An 18,280-nucleotide genomic window follows, 5' to 3' on the forward strand; every position below is an offset into this window, starting at 1 on the left:
GTTCCTGCCCTTATCACGGTTCGCTGAATGTCTGGAGAGGCTCGGCTGGTGCCGCGCACGCTAGCAAGCCCCAACTACTGGCTCTTTGCTAGCGAGGCATTCTAGAGACACGGACACCTCTGGAAAATTCGTATTTTTACCAGTTACACTTCGGTTTTTACGAAGTGTAGGTCGCCGTGCTCAATTATCGTCAGCTTCACTATTTCTGGGTCGTTGCGCGCACCGGGAGCATCGTGCGTGCCAGTGAGCAACTCAACCTCACCGCACAAACCATTAGCGGTCAGATCAGCCTGCTTGAAGAAACGTTCTGTGTGAAATTGTTTCGGCGTGTTGGCAGGCACCTTGAGCTCACCGAGGCGGGTCGCCAGGCCCTGCCCTACGCCGAACGCATGTTCCAGATTGGCGGAGAACTGGAGGCGGTGCTGCGGACCCAACCCGATGAGGAACAGATTCCTTTTCGGGTGGGCGTGGCCGACGTGGTGCCCAAGTCGATCGTGTATCGGCTGATTGCACCGACCATGGAACTGAGCGAACCCCTGCGCATCACCTGCCGGGAAGACAAGCTGGAGCGGCTGCTGGCTGACCTGGCGATCCAGCGTCTGGACATGGTCATCTCCGACAGTCCGATGCCATCACACCTGGACATCAAGGGCTACAGCCAGAAGCTGGGCGAATGCGGCATCAGCTTCTTCGCTACCGAGCAGCTGGCCGCACGCCATGGCGGCGATTTCCCGCAGTGCCTGCACGGTGCACCGCTGCTGATTCCCGGCCAGGAGAGCGTGCTGCGCAGCCGGCTGATGCGCTGGTTCGGCGATCAAGGGCTGCTGCCGCGGGTGGTCGGCGAGTTCGACGACAGTGCACTGATGCAGGCCTTCGGGCAGTCGGGCAGCGGCATCTTCATCGCGCCCAGTGTGATTGCCGAGGAAATCATGACCCAGTACCAAGTGCGGCTGATCGGGCAGACCGAAGCCGTCACCGAGTCTTTCTACGTGATTTCGGTAGAGCGCAAGGTCAAGCACCCTGGCATCGTGGCCATCACCGAAGGTGCACGCCGCGAGCTGTTCACCGCGCCGGCCTGACCCGCGGCCGCACATCGCCCGAGGTTTTTCCGGGGGCTTGCGGACAACTATGGCAACATTGGTCATCGGCTTTTACACAAAGGGTGCCCCCATGAAGATCATCAACGCCAGGTTGCGCAAGACCGAAGGCCTCCACACCGTCACCTGCAGCGGTGCCCGTATAGCGGCGGTCCAGGCACAAACCAACAGGGTCCAGGCTCATGGGGATGACATCGACGCACAGGGGCAATTGTTGATAGCGCCGCTGGTCGAGCCGCACATTCACCTGGACGCCACCCTCACGGCCGGTGATCCGCAATGGAACATGAGCGGCACCCTGTTCGAAGGCATCGAACGCTGGGGCCAACGCAAGGCGAGCATCACCCACGAAGACACCAAACAGCGCGCCCTGACCACCATCGGCATGCTCGCCGAACACGGCATCCAGCACGTACGCACGCACATCGATGTGACCGACCCGACCCTGGGCGCGCTCAAGGCCATGCTCGAAGTGCGCGAAGAAGCGCGCCACCTGATCGATCTGCAGATCGTGGCGTTTCCCCAGGAAGGTATCGAGTCCTACCCTGATGGCCGCCAGCTGATGGAGCGCGCAGTTGCCATGGGCGCCGACGTGGTGGGCGGAATTCCGCACTTCGAGAACACTCGAGAGCAGGGCGTCAGCTCGATCAGCTTCCTCATGGACCTGGCCGAGCGCACCGGTTGCCTGGTGGACGTGCATTGCGACGAGACCGATGATCCGCATTCACGGTTTCTCGAAGTACTCGCCGAACAAGCTCGCGTGCGTGGCATGGGCAGCCGGGTCACGGCCAGCCACACCACGGCGATGGGCTCGTACGACAACGCCTATTGCTCGAAACTGTTCCGCCTGCTCAAACAGTCGGGGATCAGCTTCGTGTCCTGCCCGACCGAAAGCATTCACCTGCAGGGGCGTTTCGATACCTTTCCCAAGCGCCGCGGCGTGACCCGCGTAGCCGAGCTGGATCGGGCGGGCATGAATGTCTGCTTCGGCCAGGACTCCATCAAGGACCCGTGGTACCCGCTGGGCAACGGCAATATCCTGCGGGTCCTGGATGCGGGCCTGCACATCTGTCACATGATGGGCTTCGAAGACCTGCAGCGCTCGCTCGACCTGGTCACCGACAACAGCGCCCGCGCGCTGAACCTGGGCGAACGCTATGGCATCGCCGTGGGCCGCCCGGCCAACATGGTGATCCTGGGCGCCGAGAGCGACTATGAAGCGGTGCGCCAACAGGCCAAGGCGCGGGTGTCGATTCGCGGCGGCCGGGTATTGATGAATCGGGTACCGGAGCGGGTGGAGTTCAATCTCGGCTGACGGGCTGGACCCTGCTCGGTGCCGGTCCCGAGCCAACTGGCACCGTCGGCCGCTGACGTTGTATCTGACAGACACGTCCTACAGCACAAGGATCCTTCCTGCACTCATTACCGGACCCCCTCCTCTCTAGAGTGGCCGACGGCGGATTCTTCCCGCCGCTTGCCCATGTTTCCCAGCCCCCGAGAGGAGCATCCACGTGCAACCAGCAGCCTGCAGCACCCCTTCCTTGACCCGACACACGCTCGGCATGGCCATCTCCATGGCCCTGCTGACGGCCCTCGAACCTGCCATGGCCACCGGATTGGTGGCAATCGATGGCCCGATGGGCACCGCCTTGGTCGACAGCCAAACGCCCGCACCGGTGATTGCCATCGTTGCACCCAATGCCCAGGGTCTTTCCCACAACCGTTGGCAGGACTACAACGTTGGCGCCGCCGGTGTGGTATTGAACAACAGCCTGGCCGCAGGACAAGCCAGTGTTGGCGGGCTCGATATCACGGTTGCAGCCAACCCGCAGTTGGTCGATGTCGCCGCTCGCACCATTCTCAACGAAGTGGTGGGCACGCGTGGCTCCCGTATCGACGGCGAGCAAGTCATCTTCGGCCAGGCCGCCGACTACGTGTTGAGCAACCCCAATGGCATCGAGCTCAATGGCGCCCACTTGGCCTTGGGTCAACACGACACGGCGACTTACGTGGTGGGCACAGCGGTGCTGGCAGACGGCGCGATCGCGCGCTATGACACGCGTGATTCGCAGCAGCGCCTGGTGGTCGGCCAAGCTGGGGTGAACGTTGGCGCCGGCTCCGTACAATTGATCGCACCCAGCGTGATGGTCAGCGGCGACATGACGGCGGGTGGCGATTTGAGCTTGCTGATGGGTCGCCAGCAGGTCGATGCGCGAACGCTGGCCAGCACCGACACTGCACCGACGCAGACGGCGGTCGACGCCAACCTGCTGGGCGCCATGCACGCCCGGCGCATCAAGGTCATCAGCACCCAGGCCGGTGCCGGCGTGAACATGGGCATCACTGGCATGCACGCCGCCCAAGGTATCCAGATCGCGTCGGCCGGGGCGCTGGCGATCAGTTCCACTGCCCGCCAGAACGGCGAGCCCGCCCAGGCCACGCTCGACGCGGGTGACGAGGACGTGAGCCTGTCAGCCGCAAGTGACTTGACGCTGACGTCGCTGGCGGTCACGGGTCGACACATCGACGCACGTTCAGGTGCGCGCCTGAAGCTGGACGCCCTCGCTCACCAGACCGAAACACAGCGACCGGCGCTTGCCGAGGATCACTGGTTCACCCTGGCGCAGGGGGAATCCGACGCTCACATCACCGAACGCACGCTGCGGCATGTGGGCAATAGCCTGATCGCTCAGGGGCGGGTGCGCCTGGACGGGGTCAACGGCATCGAAATCGCGGCCAGCCGTATCGATGGACCGGAGCACGTCGGGATCTACACGGTGCGCGGAGGCGTCGAGGTCGGGGCGAAGGTGGACACACACGCGCGCAGCGTTCGGCTCGCTTCGTCCGATAGCCCTGAAGACAACGCCTCTACCTACGTCGAGCGAGCCAACGCCAGCCATATCAGCGGCGGCTCGGTCACACTCCCCAGCGCCAGGCTGGTGGGTGCAACAATCGATGCGAGCCATTCGCTGCACATCGGCGGGTCGGGGGCCACGGAGATCGCTGGACTGGATCTGCGCAGCACCTCGAGCCAAGGTGCCGACGTGCGGCGCGTGACCTTGACCGAGACCCGCGCCCATGAGGCCGCGCGCACCCATGCGTATCAGTTGCCGACGCAGCTGAATGCCCTCGACGGCGAGCTGTCGATCCGGGGCACGGACATCTCCATCAGCGGCAGCAGGCTGTCGGCAGCAAGTGTGGGTCTGCACAGCCAGGGCAACATCGCCATCGAGGGTTCCAGCGCGCGCATGCATCTCGAAGGTGCGCGTCCGAGCGCCGCACAGGCAGCGCGCGGCTTCGATCGCACGTCTACAGCTATCAGCCCCAGCGTGCTGGCAGCCAGCGGCACACTGGCACTGCGCGCGCGTCGGTCGACCTTCAGAGACGGTGACATTTCCATCGCGGGCTCCCACCTGTTGGCAGGCACTGCCCTGACCCTCGACGCCCAGGACAACGTCTGGATAAGCGGCATCGGCGAAACGGAAGGCTTCACCCTCAGTGGGTCGCATTGGAGCCCAATGGCCGGTGCATCGCAAGGCACCTGGAACCGTACGGGCTTCAAGGAATCACGGGCGCGCAGCACGCTGGCCGGTGGCACCGTGCAAGTCACTGCAGGCGCGATGCTCGACGTGGCTGGCTCGGAGCTGGACAGCAAGGGCGACATCAAGCTGCAGGCCAGCGATATCCAGCTTACCGCCAGCCTGGAGCCTGCGGGACCGCGCAACCGGGCGATATGGTTGGACAACGATCTGCCTGAGTATCATTTCGTGTCAACCGACGGTAATGCTCGTACGCCCGTGACGGACCGTGTGCATAACGGCTTCGCCATGAAAGCGGGCGGCGATATAGACATCTCGGCGGTGCGATTGGCCACCCATGCCGCTTCGGTCAACGCAGCGGGTCGCTTGACGATTGCCGGCAGCCTGGCATCGTTCAAAGACACGCCGGTGTTGGACAGCGATGCGATACGCAGCCATTACCATGGCTACATTCCGCCGCGACGGTCGAGCTGGCAAGCCCCGACGGGTTTGCCACTGGCAGCCCTGGACGTGCAAGCGCCCAGTAAAAACGGCACGACCCGCGAGTCGGCGTTCGTGGCCGGCACGGTCGGTGCCGATACCGCCCAGCGCATCAGCGATCTGAACATCCCGCTGAGCTTGCGCTGACCCACGCAGGCGAATCCAGAACCCGACCCTGTATCCGTGTGAGCGTCAGTGACTGCGAAGCGAGCGTCGCAGATCAGGGCCGGGTGGTTTGTACCAGCAGCATGATGGCGTCGCGCTTTTCCAGCAAATGCTGGCGCAGGATCGCGCTCAGGCGCTTGCCGTCGCGAGCCTGGAGGGCTTCGATCATCTGTTCATGGTCGTGCAGGGCGCGATCCCACTTGGGTGCCTGCTGGTTGGACAGGAACCGCAACGCCTGCAGGCGGCGGTTCACCGTGAGGTACATCTGGCGCAGCGCCGAGTTGCGTGACGCCAGGTTGATCAGGTCGTGGATGGCGCGGTTGCGCTGGTAGTAACCCACTAGGTCATGCTGGCTCTTGCTCACCACCATGGCATTGTGCAAAGCCTTGATCTGCTCCAGCTCCGCTTCGGTGATGCGCTCGCACGCCAGTTCTCCGGCAAAGGCTTCCAGGCCACTCATCAGCTCGAATGCCTCGCGAATTTCCAATTCGCTCATGCGCGCGACGCTGGCTCCGCGGTTCGGGTTGATTTCGATCAGGCCTTCCCCGGCCAGCACCTTCAGCGCCTCGCGCAGAGGCGTGCGTGAAATACCCAACGTCTCACACAACTCGCGCTCGTTCAGCTTGGTACCGGGCGGCAGCACCCCCTCGGTGATGAACCCACGCAAGTGCTCTACCACGGTGTCGTGCAGACGCTGCCGTTCGAGACGTGGCAATTGCAGCGCGGGCGTGGCCGGGGCGGCCATTGACGAAGACTGCATGCAAACTCCTTGTAGCGATGGGTTAACGCGAGCTTTTCTTATTCTAAAAAGCGCAAATCTAGGCGGATATTAGCGCAATTGAGTGGTTTGACACAGCGCCCCCAACTGCTAATGTAATTTTGCATTCAAAATACAACAACAAAGGGTTGACCCATGCTCAAGCTCGACTTCCATCCTGCCGGCCGCCATTTTCTGCAGATCCCGGGCCCCAGCCCGGTACCCGATCGTATCCTGCGCGCCATGAGCTACCCGACCATCGATCACCGCGGCCCCGAGTTCGGTGAACTGGGCCTCAAGGTGCTCGAAGGCATTCAGCAGATCTTCAAGACCCGCCACCCGGTGATCATCTACCCCGCTTCAGGCACCGGTGCGTGGGAAGCGGCACTGTGCAACACGTTGAGCGCAGGCGACGAGGTGCTGATGTTCGAAACAGGCCATTTCGCCAGCCTCTGGCAGAAGATGGCCATCAGCCTGGGGCTCAAGCCGGAATTCATCGGCCTGCCAGGCATCGAAGGCTGGCGCGGCGGCGTGCGTGCAGACATGATCCAGGCGCGCCTGGAACAGGACAGCGAGCACCGGATCAAGGCGGTGTGCGTGGTGCACAACGAAACCAGCACCGGAGTGACTTCCGACATTCCTGCCGTACGACGGGCCATCGATGCCGCCGGGCACCCTGCCCTGTTGCTGGTGGACACCATCTCCGGGCTCGCCTCGGCTGATTATCGCCATGACGAATGGGGCGTGGACGTGACCATCTCCGGCTCGCAGAAAGGCCTCATGCTGCCTCCCGGCATAAGCTTCAACGCGCTCTCGCCCAAGGCCATCGAAGCCAGCCAGCGCGGTGGCCTGCCGCGCAGCTTCTGGGCCTGGGATGACATCATCGAGATGAACAAGACCGGCTACTGGCCCTACACGCCCAATACCAACCTGCTCTATGGCCTTTCCGAGGCACTGGACATGATTCTCGGCGAAGGCCTGGACAACGTCTTCGCCCGCCACCAACGCCTGGCCCAGGCCTGCCGTACCGCCGTGCAGGCCTGGGGCCTGCCCATCCAGTGCGCCGATCCCAGTGTCTACAGCCCGGTACTCACGGGTGTGATGACGCCCGAAGGCGTCGACGCCGACCAGGTGCGCAAGACCATCTACGAGCGCTTCGACATGTCGCTGGGCACCGGCCTGGGCAAGCTCAAGGGGCGCATGTTCCGCATCGGCCACTTGGGCGACTGCAACGACCTGACCTTGATGGCCACCCTGAGTGGTTGCGAAATGGGCTTGCAGATGGCCGGGGTCAAACTGGACGCCAGCGGCGTGCTGGCCGCCATGGATTACCTGGGCGGGCAGCACGTGCCCCTGCGCCGCGAGTGAATCACCGGCGCTGCCCCTGGCTGCGCCCGATGCGACTGACTATCCCGAATCAACGCCTGCGGGCGTAAACAATAAGAAACTGGAGATAGAACATGAAGCGGTTATATCTGCGCCCCACTACCATGGTGCTGGTCATGCTGTGCGCCATGTATTTCATCACGTACCTGGACCGGGTCAACGTCAGTACCGCTGCGGTCGGTTTCGGCAAGGAATTCAACCTCACCAAGACCGAGATCGGCATCGTCTTCTCGGCCTTCGCCTACCCCTACCTGGTGTTCCAGATCATCGGCGGCTGGGTCAGCGACCGTTTCGGCGCCAAGCGCACCCTGGTGGTGTGCGGGCTGATCTGGGCCAGCGCCACGGTGCTCACCGGCATGGCTGGCGGCTTCGTTTCCCTGATCGTGGCGCGGGTGTTGCTGGGGTTGGGCGAAGGCGCCACCTTCCCCGCTGCCACTGCGGCCATGTCGCGCTGGGTCGGCAAGGAGAACCGCGGCTTCGCCCAAGGCATCACCCACGCCTTCGCCCGCCTGGGCAACGCGCTGGCGCCGGCTGCGATGGTCGCGGTAATGGCGGCCTACGGCTGGCGCGAGTCGTTCTATGTCTGTGCCGGCATCAGTTTCGTCTGGGTCGCGCTGTGGGCGCTGGTGTTCACCGAACAACCCAAGGATCACCCGCGCATCACCCAGCAGGAGCTGGACGCCCTGCCTGCGCCCAAGCCCAAGAACACCATCAAGCTGCCTTGGGGACGACTGTTCCGGCGCATGGCCCCGGTCACCATCGTCTACTTCTGCTATGGCTGGACCCTGTGGCTGCTGTTGAGCTGGGTCCCCATGTACTTCATGAACATGGGCCTGGACCTGAAAAGCACCGCTATATTCGCCTCGACCGTGTTCTTCGGCGGCGTGGTCGGCGACACCCTGGGCGGCATCGTCAGCGACCGCATCTACAAACGCACCGGCAACCTCAACCGGGCGCGCAGCCTGATGGTTGCGATCTGCCTGTCGTTGACCCTGGTAGCCTTGCTGCCACTGATGTTCACCCACGACATGTACGTCTCGCTGGCTTGCCTGGCCATCGCGTTCTTCTTCTCAGAGATGACCATCGGGCCGATGTGGGCGATTCCCATGGACATCGCCCCGGACCATTGCGGTACCGCCAGTGGCATGATGAACACCGGATCGGCCATGGCCGCGATCATCAGCCCGGTGGCCGCCGGACTGCTGATCGACAAGTTCGGCAACTGGCAGCTGCCGTTCATGGTCAGCATCGTGCTGCTGGCCATTGGCGTGGTGCTGTCGTTCCGCATGCGCCCACAGAACCGCTTCGTCTACGAGCTTCCCGCAGCCGCCACGCCGGTGGCTGTCGCGGTGCCCAAGTGACTGTTGGCGCATTGACATCAGGCGCGAAACAATCCTGAGCAAGGAGTACGATAACCTGGACCGGTGAGGCGGCGGGCCGGCCTGTATCACGCGCCCGTCGCCACGCCTCCTGCCTGGAGAAGCCTGCCATGCCTCGTTTGTGTGCCAACCTTTCGATGCTGTTCACCGAACATCAATTCCTGCAACGCTTCGCCCACGCCGCCAAGGCCGGGTTCAGGGGTGTGGAATTCCTTTTTCCCTACGACTTCGACAGCGCCGAGATCAAGGCGCGACTGCAGCAGCACGGCCTGACCCAAGTGTTGTTCAACCTGCCACCCGGCGATTGGGATAGCGGTGAGCGCGGGATCGCCTGCCTGCCGGACCGCCGCGAGGAGTTCCGCGCCGGCGTGGCCACGGCCATCGAGTATGCCAAGGTGCTGGGCAATACCCGGATCAACTGCCTGGCCGGTATCGCCCCGCCCGGCGACGACCCGCAACTGGCGCAACGGACCCTCGTCGACAATCTGCGCTACGCCAGCGACGCGCTGGCGAGTCATGGCATTCGCCTGGTGATGGAGATGATCAACACCCGCGACATGCCCGGCTTCTACCTGAACGGCACACAGCAAGCATTGGCGATTCGCGAACAGGTGGGCCACGACAATCTGTTCCTGCAGTACGACATCTATCATATGCAGGTGATGGAGGGTGATCTGGCGCGCACGTTGCAGTCGCACCTGCAGGCTATCGGCCACGTGCAGCTGGCGGACAACCCCGGCCGCCACGAACCGGGCACCGGGGAAATCAATTTCCGTTTCCTGTTCCAGCACCTGGACCGGATCGGCTACCAGGGCTGGGTGGGGTGCGAGTACAAACCGCTGAATGGAACCGAGGCCGGGCTTGGCTGGATGAAGAGCCACAACCTGGCCTGAGCCCCCGGCGCGCTACAGAGGCTGGCGTTCGTAGGCGCGGTATTCCGGCTTCCAGAAATGCACGTCGATTGCCTCGCGCAACGCGGCCTCATCCATCGGTGCAGCCACGCCGTCCTTCTGCGCTGCCAGGCCTACCGCCAGGGCAATGCGTTTGCTGACCGCCTGCACGTCGCGCAACGGTGGCAGCATCTGCCCCGCTGCCGCGCTGTCGGCCAGCGCCTGTGCCGAGGCCATGAGCATACCGTCGGTAACGCGCGTGGCCCGGCTGGCAATGGCACCCAGTCCCACACCGGGGAAGATGTAGGAGTTGTTGCACTGCGCGATGGGGAAAGTACGGCCCAACACTTCGATCGGCAGGAATGGACTGCCGGTGGCCACCAGCGCGTTGCCTTCGGTCCACTGCAGGATGTCCTTGGGGTGGGCTTCGATCTGCGAGGTGGGGTTGGACAGCGGCATGACGATCGGCGCCGGGCAATGCTGGTACAGGGTTTTCACCACTTCCTCGGTGAACAGACCGGCTTTGCCGGAAACGCCGATCAGCACACTTGGCCTGGCGTTGGCCACGACTTCCAGAAGGGTCGGCCACTGCCCGGAGAACGACCAGGAGGCCAGCGTCTGGCTGTCGTGGGCCAGGCGTTGCTGGAAGTCGTACAGGTCGGGCTGGCGGTCGGTCAGCAGGCCCTTGCTGTTGAGCAGATAGACACGGCTGCGCGCCTGCTTGTCGCTCAGCCCTTCCAGCTGCATGGCAGTGATGATCTGCTCGGCGATGCCGCACCCGGCGGAACCGGCGCCGACGAATGCCACGGTCTGCTCGGAAAGCTTCTGGCCCTTGACCTTGCACGCGGCCAGCAAGGTGCCCACAGTGACGGCGGCGGTGCCCTGGATATCGTCGTTGAAGCAGCACAGCTGGTCACGGAACCGCTCGAGCAGTGGCATGGCATTGCTCAGGGCGAAATCCTCGAACTGCAGGATAGCCTCCGGCCAGCGCCGCTGCACGCCCTCGACGAACGCCTGCACGAAAGCTTCGTAGCGTTCACCGCGCACACGCTCTTCGCGACGCCCGAAATACAGCGGGTCGGCAAGTCGCTCGGGGTTGTTGGTACCCACATCGAGCACCACCGGCAGGGTGTAGGCCGGGCTGATGCCACCGCAGGCGGTGTACAGCGACAACTTGCCGATGGGGATGCCCATGCCGCCCACGCCCTGGTCGCCCAGGCCGAGGATTCGCTCGCAGTCACTGACGACGATGACCTTGACGTTGTCCTTGGTCACGTTGTTGAGGATTTCGTCCATGCGCTCGACATCGTCGATGCTGATGAACAAGCCGCGATGGCTGCGGTAGATGCGCGAGAATTCCTGGCACGCCTTGCCGACCGTGGGGGTATAGATGATCGGCAGCATCTCGTCGATGTGGTCGTCGACCAGGCGGTAGAACAGTGTTTCGTTGGAGTCCTGGATCGAGCGCAGCAGCACGTGGCGCTCGAGGTCGGTCGAGCATGCCTGGAACTGGTGATAGGCCCGCGCGCATTGCTGGTCGATGGTCTCGATCTGCTGGGGCAGCAAGCCTTGCAAATGCAAGGTGTCGCGCTCTTGCGCGGTGAAAGCGGTGCCCTTGTTCAGCAACGGCGTGGCAAGCAGTGCCGGGCCGGTGAACGGGACCTTGATCGGGCGTTTGGCGGAGCTGGTCATGCTGTCTCTCCCTTGCTTTTTGTATTTTGCATTCAAAATAGACGCCTTTGCCAAAGGGTGCCATCGGTTTTAGCGCAATCGCCGCTGCGGCGCCAGCGCTGACCGAGGGGCCGTGCCGGATGAAGTGCGCGAGAACAGCCTGCAGGCAGCGCCGCGTAAAGCTCTTCGAACCTTTGCCGATCACGGGCCGTCGTAAATGCATGCCTCATGCACCGAGGCATCCGCATCCGAGGATCCAGACCATGCAGATCATTCACCCCAGAGCGCGCTATCAACCCTACACCTCTTCTTCCGGAGGCTGGGGATCGGCGTTTTCGGTGATGAATATCCTTTGGCGCCAGCAGGCCTTGGGCAAGGGCCCTGCTGCGCTGTTGCGGCAAAACAAACCCGACGGGTTCGCCTGCGTCAGCTGTGCCTGGGCAAAGCCAGGCAATCCTCACGCCCTGGAATTCTGCGAGAACGGCGCCAAAGCGACCGCCTGGGAGCTGACCGCGCTGCGCACAGGTCCCGAGCTGTTTGCCAAGCATAGCCTCAGCGAGCTGCGCACCTGGAGCGACTACGAGCTCGAACGCAACGGGCGCCTGACTCATCCGATGCGCTACGACGCGCCCAGTGATCGTTATGTGACCACCACGTGGGAGGAAGCCTACCAGGGCATCGGCGAGCAACTGCGCGGGCTGGAACCCGACAGTGTGGTGTTCTACGCCTCGGGACGTGCCTCGCTGGAAACTTCGTTCATGTACCAATTGCTGGCTCGCGCCTATGGCACCAACAATCTGCCGGACAGCTCGAACATGTGCCACGAAAGCACTTCGGTGGGCCTGCAGGAAAGCATCGGGGTGCCGGTCGGGACGGTGAACCTGAAGGATTTCGAGCTTACCGACTGCATCTTTTTCTTCGGTCAGAACGTGGGCAGCAACAGCCCGCGCATGCTTCATCCACTGCAGGAGGCGCGCAAGCGCCAGGTGCCGATCATCAGCTTCAACCCACTGCGCGAGCGCGGTCTGGAACGTTTCGTCAATCCGCAATCGCCGGTGGAAATGCTGGGGCCGGACTCCACGGTGATCAGCACGCAATACCACCAGGTAGCTATCGGCGGTGACACGGCGGCGGTAATGGGCATCGCCAAGGCCCTGCTGGCGATGGACCGCGCGGCGCATGCCGACGGCCGGCCGGCGGTGATCGACCATGATTTCATCGCCGAGCACACCGAGGGGGTCGATGACTTCCTGGCGCAGGTGGACCAGCACGAATGGGCCGCGCTGGAACAGCGCAGCGGCCTGGATCGTGCGGCGCTGGAGGCCGCTGCCACCGTGTATGCCCGCAGCAACCGGGTGATGATCATCTATGGCATGGGGCTGACCCAGCATCGCCATGGCGTGCAGAACGTGCAGATGCTGGTCAACCTGCTGCTGTTGCGCGGCAACATCGGCAAGCCGGGCGCCGGCATCTGCCCCGTGCGCGGGCACTCCAACGTGCAGGGGCAACGCACGGTGGGCATCACCGAGGATCCGGCCAAGGTGCCGGTGGACAAGATCGAAGCATTGTTCGGCATTCAGGTGCCGAAGAAGATGGGCATGGCCACGGTGGATGCCTGCGAGGGCATCGTGGCCGGCAAGGTGAAGGGCTTCATCGGCCTGGGCGGCAATTTCCTGCGCGCAGTGCCGGACACCGATCGGATGGAGCCGGCATGGTCGGGCCTGGCCCTCAATGTGCAGATCGCCACCAAGCTTAATCGCACCCACCTGTTCCCCGGCCAGCATGGCTGGCTGCTGCCGTGCCTGGGGCGCATCGAGCGCGATGTGCAGGACGGCCGCCGCCAGGTCTACACCACCGAGGACAGCACCGGCTGCATCCGCGCCTGGGAAGGCCGCGCCGAGCCTGCCAGCGAGCACTTGCGCGCGGAGTTGGCGATCATCGCCGGCCTGGCCCAGGCGACGCTGAGCGGCAACGAGCAGATTCCCTGGGAGCTGTGGCGCCAGGATTATGCCCGCGTGCGGGAGGCCATCGCCCAGACCTATCCGGAGATCTTCCATGACATGGAGACGCGAATGTGGGAGCCCGGTGGTTTCCACCGGCCGCTGGGCGCTTGCGAGCGCCACTGGACCACACCCACGGGCAAGGCGCAGTTCGTCACCGCCAAGACGCTTGACGAGGACGACGACGTCTCGCAGAACGCCGGACAGCGCGATGTGCTGCAACTGATGACGCTGCGCAGCAACGATCAGTTCAACACCACGGTGTATGGCTACGAGGACCGTTTTCGCGGGGTCAAGGGCACGCGCAGCGTGATCTTCCTGAACCACAACGACATCGTCCGGCTGGGTTTCAATCCGGGCGACTGGGTCACGATTCGTACCGCCATCGAGCCGCAGGTGCGCCGCGAGGTGGGGCCGATGCAGATCATCGCCTACGATATCCCGATCAATTGCGCGGGCGCCTACTACCCCGAATGCAATGCATTGGTGCCCTTGTGGCATTACGCGAGCAAGAGCAAGGTGCCCGCCGCCAAGTCGATCCCGGTCACCCTGCACAAGGCCCAGGCCCGCGCCGAAGACATGGCCCACGCCGTTCCACTGGCCGACCAGGTGATCTAGCACCCTGTAGGAGCGGTCATCGGCCGCGAAAGGGACACCGCGGAGTGCCTGATGCACCGCGGCGCGATTCGCGGGCAGAGCCCGCTCCCACAGATAACCGCGGACCTGCAGGTGGGCTACGGGGATTTGGTCAGGTGCTGGTAATGGGCTTTGAGGGTGTCGATGAAATCCTCGGCCAACAGGGTGCGGTTCTGCGCATGGGGCCAGATCACGTAAGTCGGCAAGGGAATATCCGGGCGGAAGGGTCGAACCACGATCTGGCGGTGCAGGTAATCCCTGGCCACCAGCGGATGAGCCAGGGTTATGCCCATGCCGTGCGCAACCATTTCGCAATTGATCGCGCTGTATTGCGCTTCCAGGGCCATGATTCGCTCCACACCGGCCTGTTCGAACAGCCCGTCGACCAGCGCCCGCGTGCCGTCTCCGTGGCACAGCGACACGAAAGGCTGCCCCTGCAGGTCCGCGAAGGTAATGCTCTGGTGCTCAGCCAGGGGATGCGCCGCCGGCAACACGCAGACTGCGGCCATCTCGGCCAGCAACTCGACCTGATGGTTCGCCACATCGCCCGGATGCACCACGATGCCAATGTCGCAGAACTGCGATTTCACCCACTGTTCAACGGTGGGCGACGAGTTGACGTGCAGGGATACGGTCAGCTCCGGACGGGTCGACGTGAACGTCTTGAGCACCTCGGGAATCACGCTCATGCCCGTCGACGGCACGGCCGCGACACGCAGGCGCCCGGTGCCCAGGTTGCGAATGTTCTTCGCCGAATGCTTGAGGCTGTCGAGCCCGACGAATGCGCGCTCCACCTCCTGAAAGAACGCGCGACCCTCCTGTGTCGGGATCAGCCGTACCCCGGCGCGCTTGAACAAGGTCAGCCCGGTGCTCAGCTCGAGTTGAGCGATCAGTCGACTGACGTTGGGTTGCGAGGTGTACAGGACATCGGCCGCTGCGGTCATCGAGCCCATGCGCATCACACTGCGGAACGCTTCGATCTGCCTCAGGTTCACTGACGCCTCCATATCAAATATGCATGACTAGGCCCGATATCCGTATTTGACCATATACCGTCACGCTCGCAATACTCAAGTCCAGCAGCACATACACATAGCGCACACCAAGATGCGTTACCCGGCGCCGCCCATGGCCGGGAGCATGCACAGCGCATGCGTGGCCCCGGTTCGCCGGAGCGACCGACGCATTGTTCGATCTGCCCCCTGCACTTCGGAGATAGTCTGTGAATAGCCAACAACCGTCCTTTCGCCTCACTTCCCTGCGCGTCGCCCTCGCTTTCGCCGCTCTGAGCGGCGCCTGCGCCCACGCCGCCCCGACCCTCTACGTTGCCGGTGTCGGCGGCTCTACCGAGCAGATGTACAAGAGCAAGATCATTCCCGCCTTCGAGAAGCTGCACGACGTCAAAGTAGTCTACGTAGCCGGCAACTCCACTGAAACCCTGGCCAAGCTGCAGGCGCAGAAGGGCCGCCAGCAGATCAACGTCGCCATGATGGACGACGGGCCCATGTACCAGGCACTTCAGCAGGGCCTGTGCGGCGACCTTAGCGATGCGCCGGTGTACAAGGACCTTTACCCGCTGGCTCGCCTCAGCCCACAGGCCACTGGTATCGGCATGGTCGCTACCGGAATCGGCTACAACGAAGAAGCCTTCAAGAAGCGTGGCTGGGACGCCCCCGACTCCTGGGAAGACCTGGCCGACCCACGCTACAAGCAACTGCTCGGCATGCCCCCGGTGACCAACACCTACGGCCTGCACACACTGGTGGAGATGGCTCGCCTGCGCGGCGGCAGCGAGAAGAACATCGACCCCGGCTTCAAGGCGCTCAAGGACGAGATCGGTCCGAACGTGCTGGCCTGGGTGTCGGCGCCCGGTGAAATGGACGGCATGATGCAGAACGGCGATGTGGTCATGGCGGTCTACGGCAGCGGTCGCGCCGTGGCCTTGCAGGGCACCGGTTTCCCGCTCAAGTTCATCTACCCGAAGGAAGGTGGTGTGGCCTTGCAACTGGCCGCCTGCGGGGTGACACCCAATGCCCAGCCGGAACTGTCACAGACGTTCATCCAGTACGTGCTGTCGCCCGAAGTGCAAACCATCCAGGCCCACGAGAACGGTTTTGCGCCGGTCAACAAGACCGTCGAGCTGAGCCCCGAGATCGCCGCGCGCATGCCCTATGGCCCGGACAAAGTCAGTGCCCTGATCAAAGTCGACTGGGAGACCATCAACCAGCAGCGCAGTGAGTGGACCACACGCTGGAACCGTACCGTCGAGCGCTGATCCGCGCGCCCGTCCGAACTTTCCCGACCTTTTCCTGGAGCCGCAGGCGCATGCCTGCGTGGCAAAGCCATGGCATTTTTGACACTGGAAGGCCTCGTCAAGAACTACGGTACGTTCAAAGCCATCGACGGCCTGAGCCTGGAGGTACAGCACGGCGAGTTCGTCGCCCTGCTCGGCCCTTCCGGGTGCGGCAAGACCACCACCTTGCAGTCGATCGCCGGGTTCGTGCAACCCACCGAAGGCCGGATCGTGCTCGACGGTCGCGACATCACTCACGTACGCCCGGAAGATCGCGGCCTTGGCATCGTTTTTCAGAGCTACGCGCTGTTCCCGCACATGACGGTGGCGCAGAACATCAGCTTCGGCCTGGAGATGCGCGGCGTGGCCAAGGCCGAACGTGCCAAGCGCGTGGTCGAGGCGCTGGACCTGGTCCGTCTTGGCGGGCTTGGCGAGCGTTATCCCAAGGCGCTTTCCGGCGGGCAGCGCCAGCGGGTGGCGATTGCCCGCGCCCTGGCCATCCGCCCCAACCTGTTGCTGCTCGACGAACCCATGTCGAACCTGGATGCCAAGCTGCGCGAGGAAATGCACATCGAGCTGCGCGCCATCCAGCGCGAACTGGGTATCACGACCATTCTGGTCACCCACGATCAGGTCGAAGCGATGACCATGAGCGACCGCATCGCAGTCATGCAGCGCGGGCGCATCGTGCAGATCGATACACCATTCGAAGCCTACGAACGACCCCATTCGCCCTTCGCCTCGGCGTTTCTGGGCAAGACCAACGCCTTCGCCGGTGCCGTGCAGCTGCGCAACGAGCGCTGCTGCCACGTGCAGGTGCGCGATACCTTGCTGCATGTGCCCCACGAGGACCGCTCCCTGGGTCAGGACGTCAACGTGTACATCCGCCCCGAGAAAATCCGCCTGACCGAACCTGGCCTGGGCCGCATCAACGGTCGGATCGCCCTGCGGGTGTTCCTCGGCAACCTGTGGTTGCTTGCCGTGGACAGCCACTTTGGCCTGGTCCACCTGACCCAGCCGAATCTGGGGCATGTACCGCCCGCCGAGGGCAACGAAGTCGGCCTGGACTGGTCGGACGACGACCTGCGCCTGCTCGACCGGGAGGCTGCCCATGGCCAGGTATGACGCCGAACACGTAGGCGCGGCGCCTTGGCTGCTCAGCGGCCCGGCACTGCTGGTATTCATCGCCCTGCTGCTGGCACCGTTGCTGCTGACCGCGCTGTTGTCGCTCAACCTGTTCAGCGACACCGAAGGCGTGCTGCCGGTGTACAGCCTGGGCAACTACATCGAAGTGTTCAAGGACGACTATTTCCACGAGATTTTCCTGCGAACCGGCTCGATGGCACTGGCAGTGACGGTGCTGTGCGTACTGCTCGGCGTCCCGGAAACCATCATCATTGCGCGCATGGCGCCACGTTGGCGCTCGACCTTCCTGCTGGTGGTGCTTGGCCCGCTGTTGATTTCAGTGGTGGTGCGGACCCTCGGCTGGGCGATTCTGTTGGGCAACAACGGCTTGATCAACGATGCCCTGCAGGGCCTGGGCATCACCGACGAACCGGTAAAGATCCTGTTCACCCAAGTGGGCGTGATCATTGCCCTGACCCATGTGCTGGTGCCCTTCATGGTGATCGCGGTGTGGGCCACCCTGCAGCGACTGGACCTGCAGGTGGAGTGGGCCGGCCTGTCCCTGGGCGCGTCGCGACTGACGGTGTTCCGGCGCATCATCGTGCCGCAGATCATGCCGGGCATTCTTTCCGGCTCGATCATCGTCTTCGCCCTCGCCGCCTCGGCCTTCGCCACCCCGGCAATCATCGGCGGACGCCGGCTTAAGGTGGTCGCCACTGCGGCCTACGACGAATTCCTCGGCACCCTCAACTGGCCCCTGGGCGCGGCGATCGCCATGCTCCTGCTGGTGGCCAATCTGATCATCATCCTGGGTTGCAGCAAGCTGGCCGAGCGCCGCTTCAAGCAAGTCTTCGAGTAGGCC

Annotated in this window: 13 protein-coding genes; 10 read left to right on the forward strand and 3 right to left on the reverse strand. The window is 63.6% G+C overall.

Features of this window, described 5'->3' with window-relative positions; genetic code table 11:
• Positions 1-176 precede the first annotated feature (176 nt).
• From nhaR to IFT76_RS00820, 3 genes are all read left to right on the forward strand, one after another.
• A complete protein-coding gene (gene nhaR, locus IFT76_RS00810; protein WP_192057122.1) occupies positions 177-1,079 on the forward strand; it encodes a transcriptional activator NhaR in 903 nt (300 codons plus the stop codon).
• A 91-nt stretch (positions 1,080-1,170) separates the two neighbouring features.
• Positions 1,171-2,412, forward strand: a complete 1,242-nt coding sequence (codA, locus tag IFT76_RS00815; RefSeq protein WP_192057123.1) for a cytosine deaminase — start codon at positions 1,171-1,173, stop codon at positions 2,410-2,412.
• A 196-nt stretch (positions 2,413-2,608) separates the two neighbouring features.
• On the forward strand, positions 2,609-5,263 hold the full coding sequence (locus IFT76_RS00820; protein ID WP_192057124.1) for a two-partner secretion domain-containing protein: 2,655 nt from the start codon (positions 2,609-2,611) through the stop codon (positions 5,261-5,263).
• A gap of 73 nt (positions 5,264-5,336) precedes the next feature.
• Here IFT76_RS00820 and IFT76_RS00825 read toward each other — a convergent pair whose 3' ends face one another.
• Entirely contained in the window at positions 5,337-6,041 is a 705-nt protein-coding gene (locus IFT76_RS00825; RefSeq protein WP_192057125.1) for a GntR family transcriptional regulator, read from the reverse strand.
• Between the two features lie 153 nt (positions 6,042-6,194).
• Between IFT76_RS00825 and IFT76_RS00830 the strand changes: the two genes are divergently transcribed.
• From IFT76_RS00830 to hyi, 3 genes are all read left to right on the forward strand, one after another.
• Positions 6,195-7,406 (forward strand): pyridoxal-phosphate-dependent aminotransferase family protein, encoded by a 1,212-nt coding sequence (locus tag IFT76_RS00830; RefSeq protein ID WP_122478197.1) that lies wholly within the window; start codon positions 6,195-6,197, stop codon positions 7,404-7,406.
• A gap of 92 nt (positions 7,407-7,498) precedes the next feature.
• On the forward strand, positions 7,499-8,785 hold the full coding sequence (locus IFT76_RS00835) for an MFS transporter (RefSeq protein WP_122478199.1): 1,287 nt from the start codon (positions 7,499-7,501) through the stop codon (positions 8,783-8,785).
• Positions 8,786-8,913: 128 nt separating this feature from the next.
• Positions 8,914-9,696, forward strand: a complete 783-nt coding sequence (gene hyi / locus IFT76_RS00840) for a hydroxypyruvate isomerase (protein WP_192057126.1) — start codon at positions 8,914-8,916, stop codon at positions 9,694-9,696.
• Positions 9,697-9,708: 12 nt separating this feature from the next.
• Here the strand turns inward: hyi and IFT76_RS00845 are convergent, their stop codons facing one another.
• Positions 9,709-11,385, reverse strand: a complete 1,677-nt coding sequence (locus tag IFT76_RS00845) for an NAD-dependent malic enzyme (protein WP_192057127.1) — start codon at positions 11,383-11,385, stop codon at positions 9,709-9,711.
• A 242-nt stretch (positions 11,386-11,627) separates the two neighbouring features.
• Between IFT76_RS00845 and IFT76_RS00850 the strand changes: the two genes are divergently transcribed.
• On the forward strand, positions 11,628-13,982 hold the full coding sequence (locus tag IFT76_RS00850) for an FdhF/YdeP family oxidoreductase (RefSeq protein WP_192057128.1): 2,355 nt from the start codon (positions 11,628-11,630) through the stop codon (positions 13,980-13,982).
• Positions 13,983-14,098: 116 nt separating this feature from the next.
• Here IFT76_RS00850 and IFT76_RS00855 read toward each other — a convergent pair whose 3' ends face one another.
• On the reverse strand, positions 14,099-14,995 hold the full coding sequence (locus tag IFT76_RS00855) for a LysR substrate-binding domain-containing protein (protein ID WP_122478207.1): 897 nt from the start codon (positions 14,993-14,995) through the stop codon (positions 14,099-14,101).
• A gap of 227 nt (positions 14,996-15,222) precedes the next feature.
• On the opposite strand from IFT76_RS00855, the gene IFT76_RS00860 reads away from it, so the two are divergent.
• From IFT76_RS00860 to IFT76_RS00870, 3 genes are all read left to right on the forward strand, one after another.
• Positions 15,223-16,275 (forward strand): ABC transporter substrate-binding protein, encoded by a 1,053-nt coding sequence (locus tag IFT76_RS00860; RefSeq protein ID WP_122478209.1) that lies wholly within the window; start codon positions 15,223-15,225, stop codon positions 16,273-16,275.
• A gap of 69 nt (positions 16,276-16,344) precedes the next feature.
• Positions 16,345-17,418, forward strand: coding sequence for an ABC transporter ATP-binding protein (locus tag IFT76_RS00865; protein ID WP_122478211.1), 1,074 nt, complete (start codon positions 16,345-16,347; stop codon positions 17,416-17,418).
• Positions 17,405-18,277: an ABC transporter permease gene (locus tag IFT76_RS00870; RefSeq protein WP_122478212.1), complete on the forward strand. Its 873-nt coding sequence runs from the start codon at positions 17,405-17,407 to the stop codon at positions 18,275-18,277. Before IFT76_RS00865 ends, IFT76_RS00870 begins: the two co-directional genes overlap by 14 nt.
• Positions 18,278-18,280 lie beyond the last annotated feature (3 nt).

This window comes from Pseudomonas sp. CFBP 13727 (assembly GCF_014841915.1).
GTDB classification, from domain to species: domain Bacteria; phylum Pseudomonadota; class Gammaproteobacteria; order Pseudomonadales; family Pseudomonadaceae; genus Aquipseudomonas; species Aquipseudomonas baltica.

What these genes read in the sequence shown, in the direction of transcription:
- codA (WP_192057123.1), top strand. Translation starts at nt 1,171, where the DNA reads ATGAAGATCATCAACGCCAGGTTGCGCAAGACCGAAGGCCTCCACACC.
- IFT76_RS00825 (WP_192057125.1), bottom strand. Translation starts at nt 6,041, where the DNA reads ATGCAGTCTTCGTCAATGGCCGCCCCGGCCACGCCCGCGCTGCAATTG.
- IFT76_RS00830 (WP_122478197.1), top strand. Translation starts at nt 6,195, where the DNA reads ATGCTCAAGCTCGACTTCCATCCTGCCGGCCGCCATTTTCTGCAGATC.
- IFT76_RS00835 (WP_122478199.1), top strand. Translation starts at nt 7,499, where the DNA reads ATGAAGCGGTTATATCTGCGCCCCACTACCATGGTGCTGGTCATGCTG.
- hyi (WP_192057126.1), top strand. Translation starts at nt 8,914, where the DNA reads ATGCCTCGTTTGTGTGCCAACCTTTCGATGCTGTTCACCGAACATCAA.
- IFT76_RS00845 (WP_192057127.1), bottom strand. Translation starts at nt 11,385, where the DNA reads ATGACCAGCTCCGCCAAACGCCCGATCAAGGTCCCGTTCACCGGCCCG.
- IFT76_RS00850 (WP_192057128.1), top strand. Translation starts at nt 11,628, where the DNA reads ATGCAGATCATTCACCCCAGAGCGCGCTATCAACCCTACACCTCTTCT.
- IFT76_RS00865 (WP_122478211.1), top strand. Translation starts at nt 16,345, where the DNA reads ATGGCATTTTTGACACTGGAAGGCCTCGTCAAGAACTACGGTACGTTC.
- IFT76_RS00870 (WP_122478212.1), top strand. Translation starts at nt 17,405, where the DNA reads ATGGCCAGGTATGACGCCGAACACGTAGGCGCGGCGCCTTGGCTGCTC.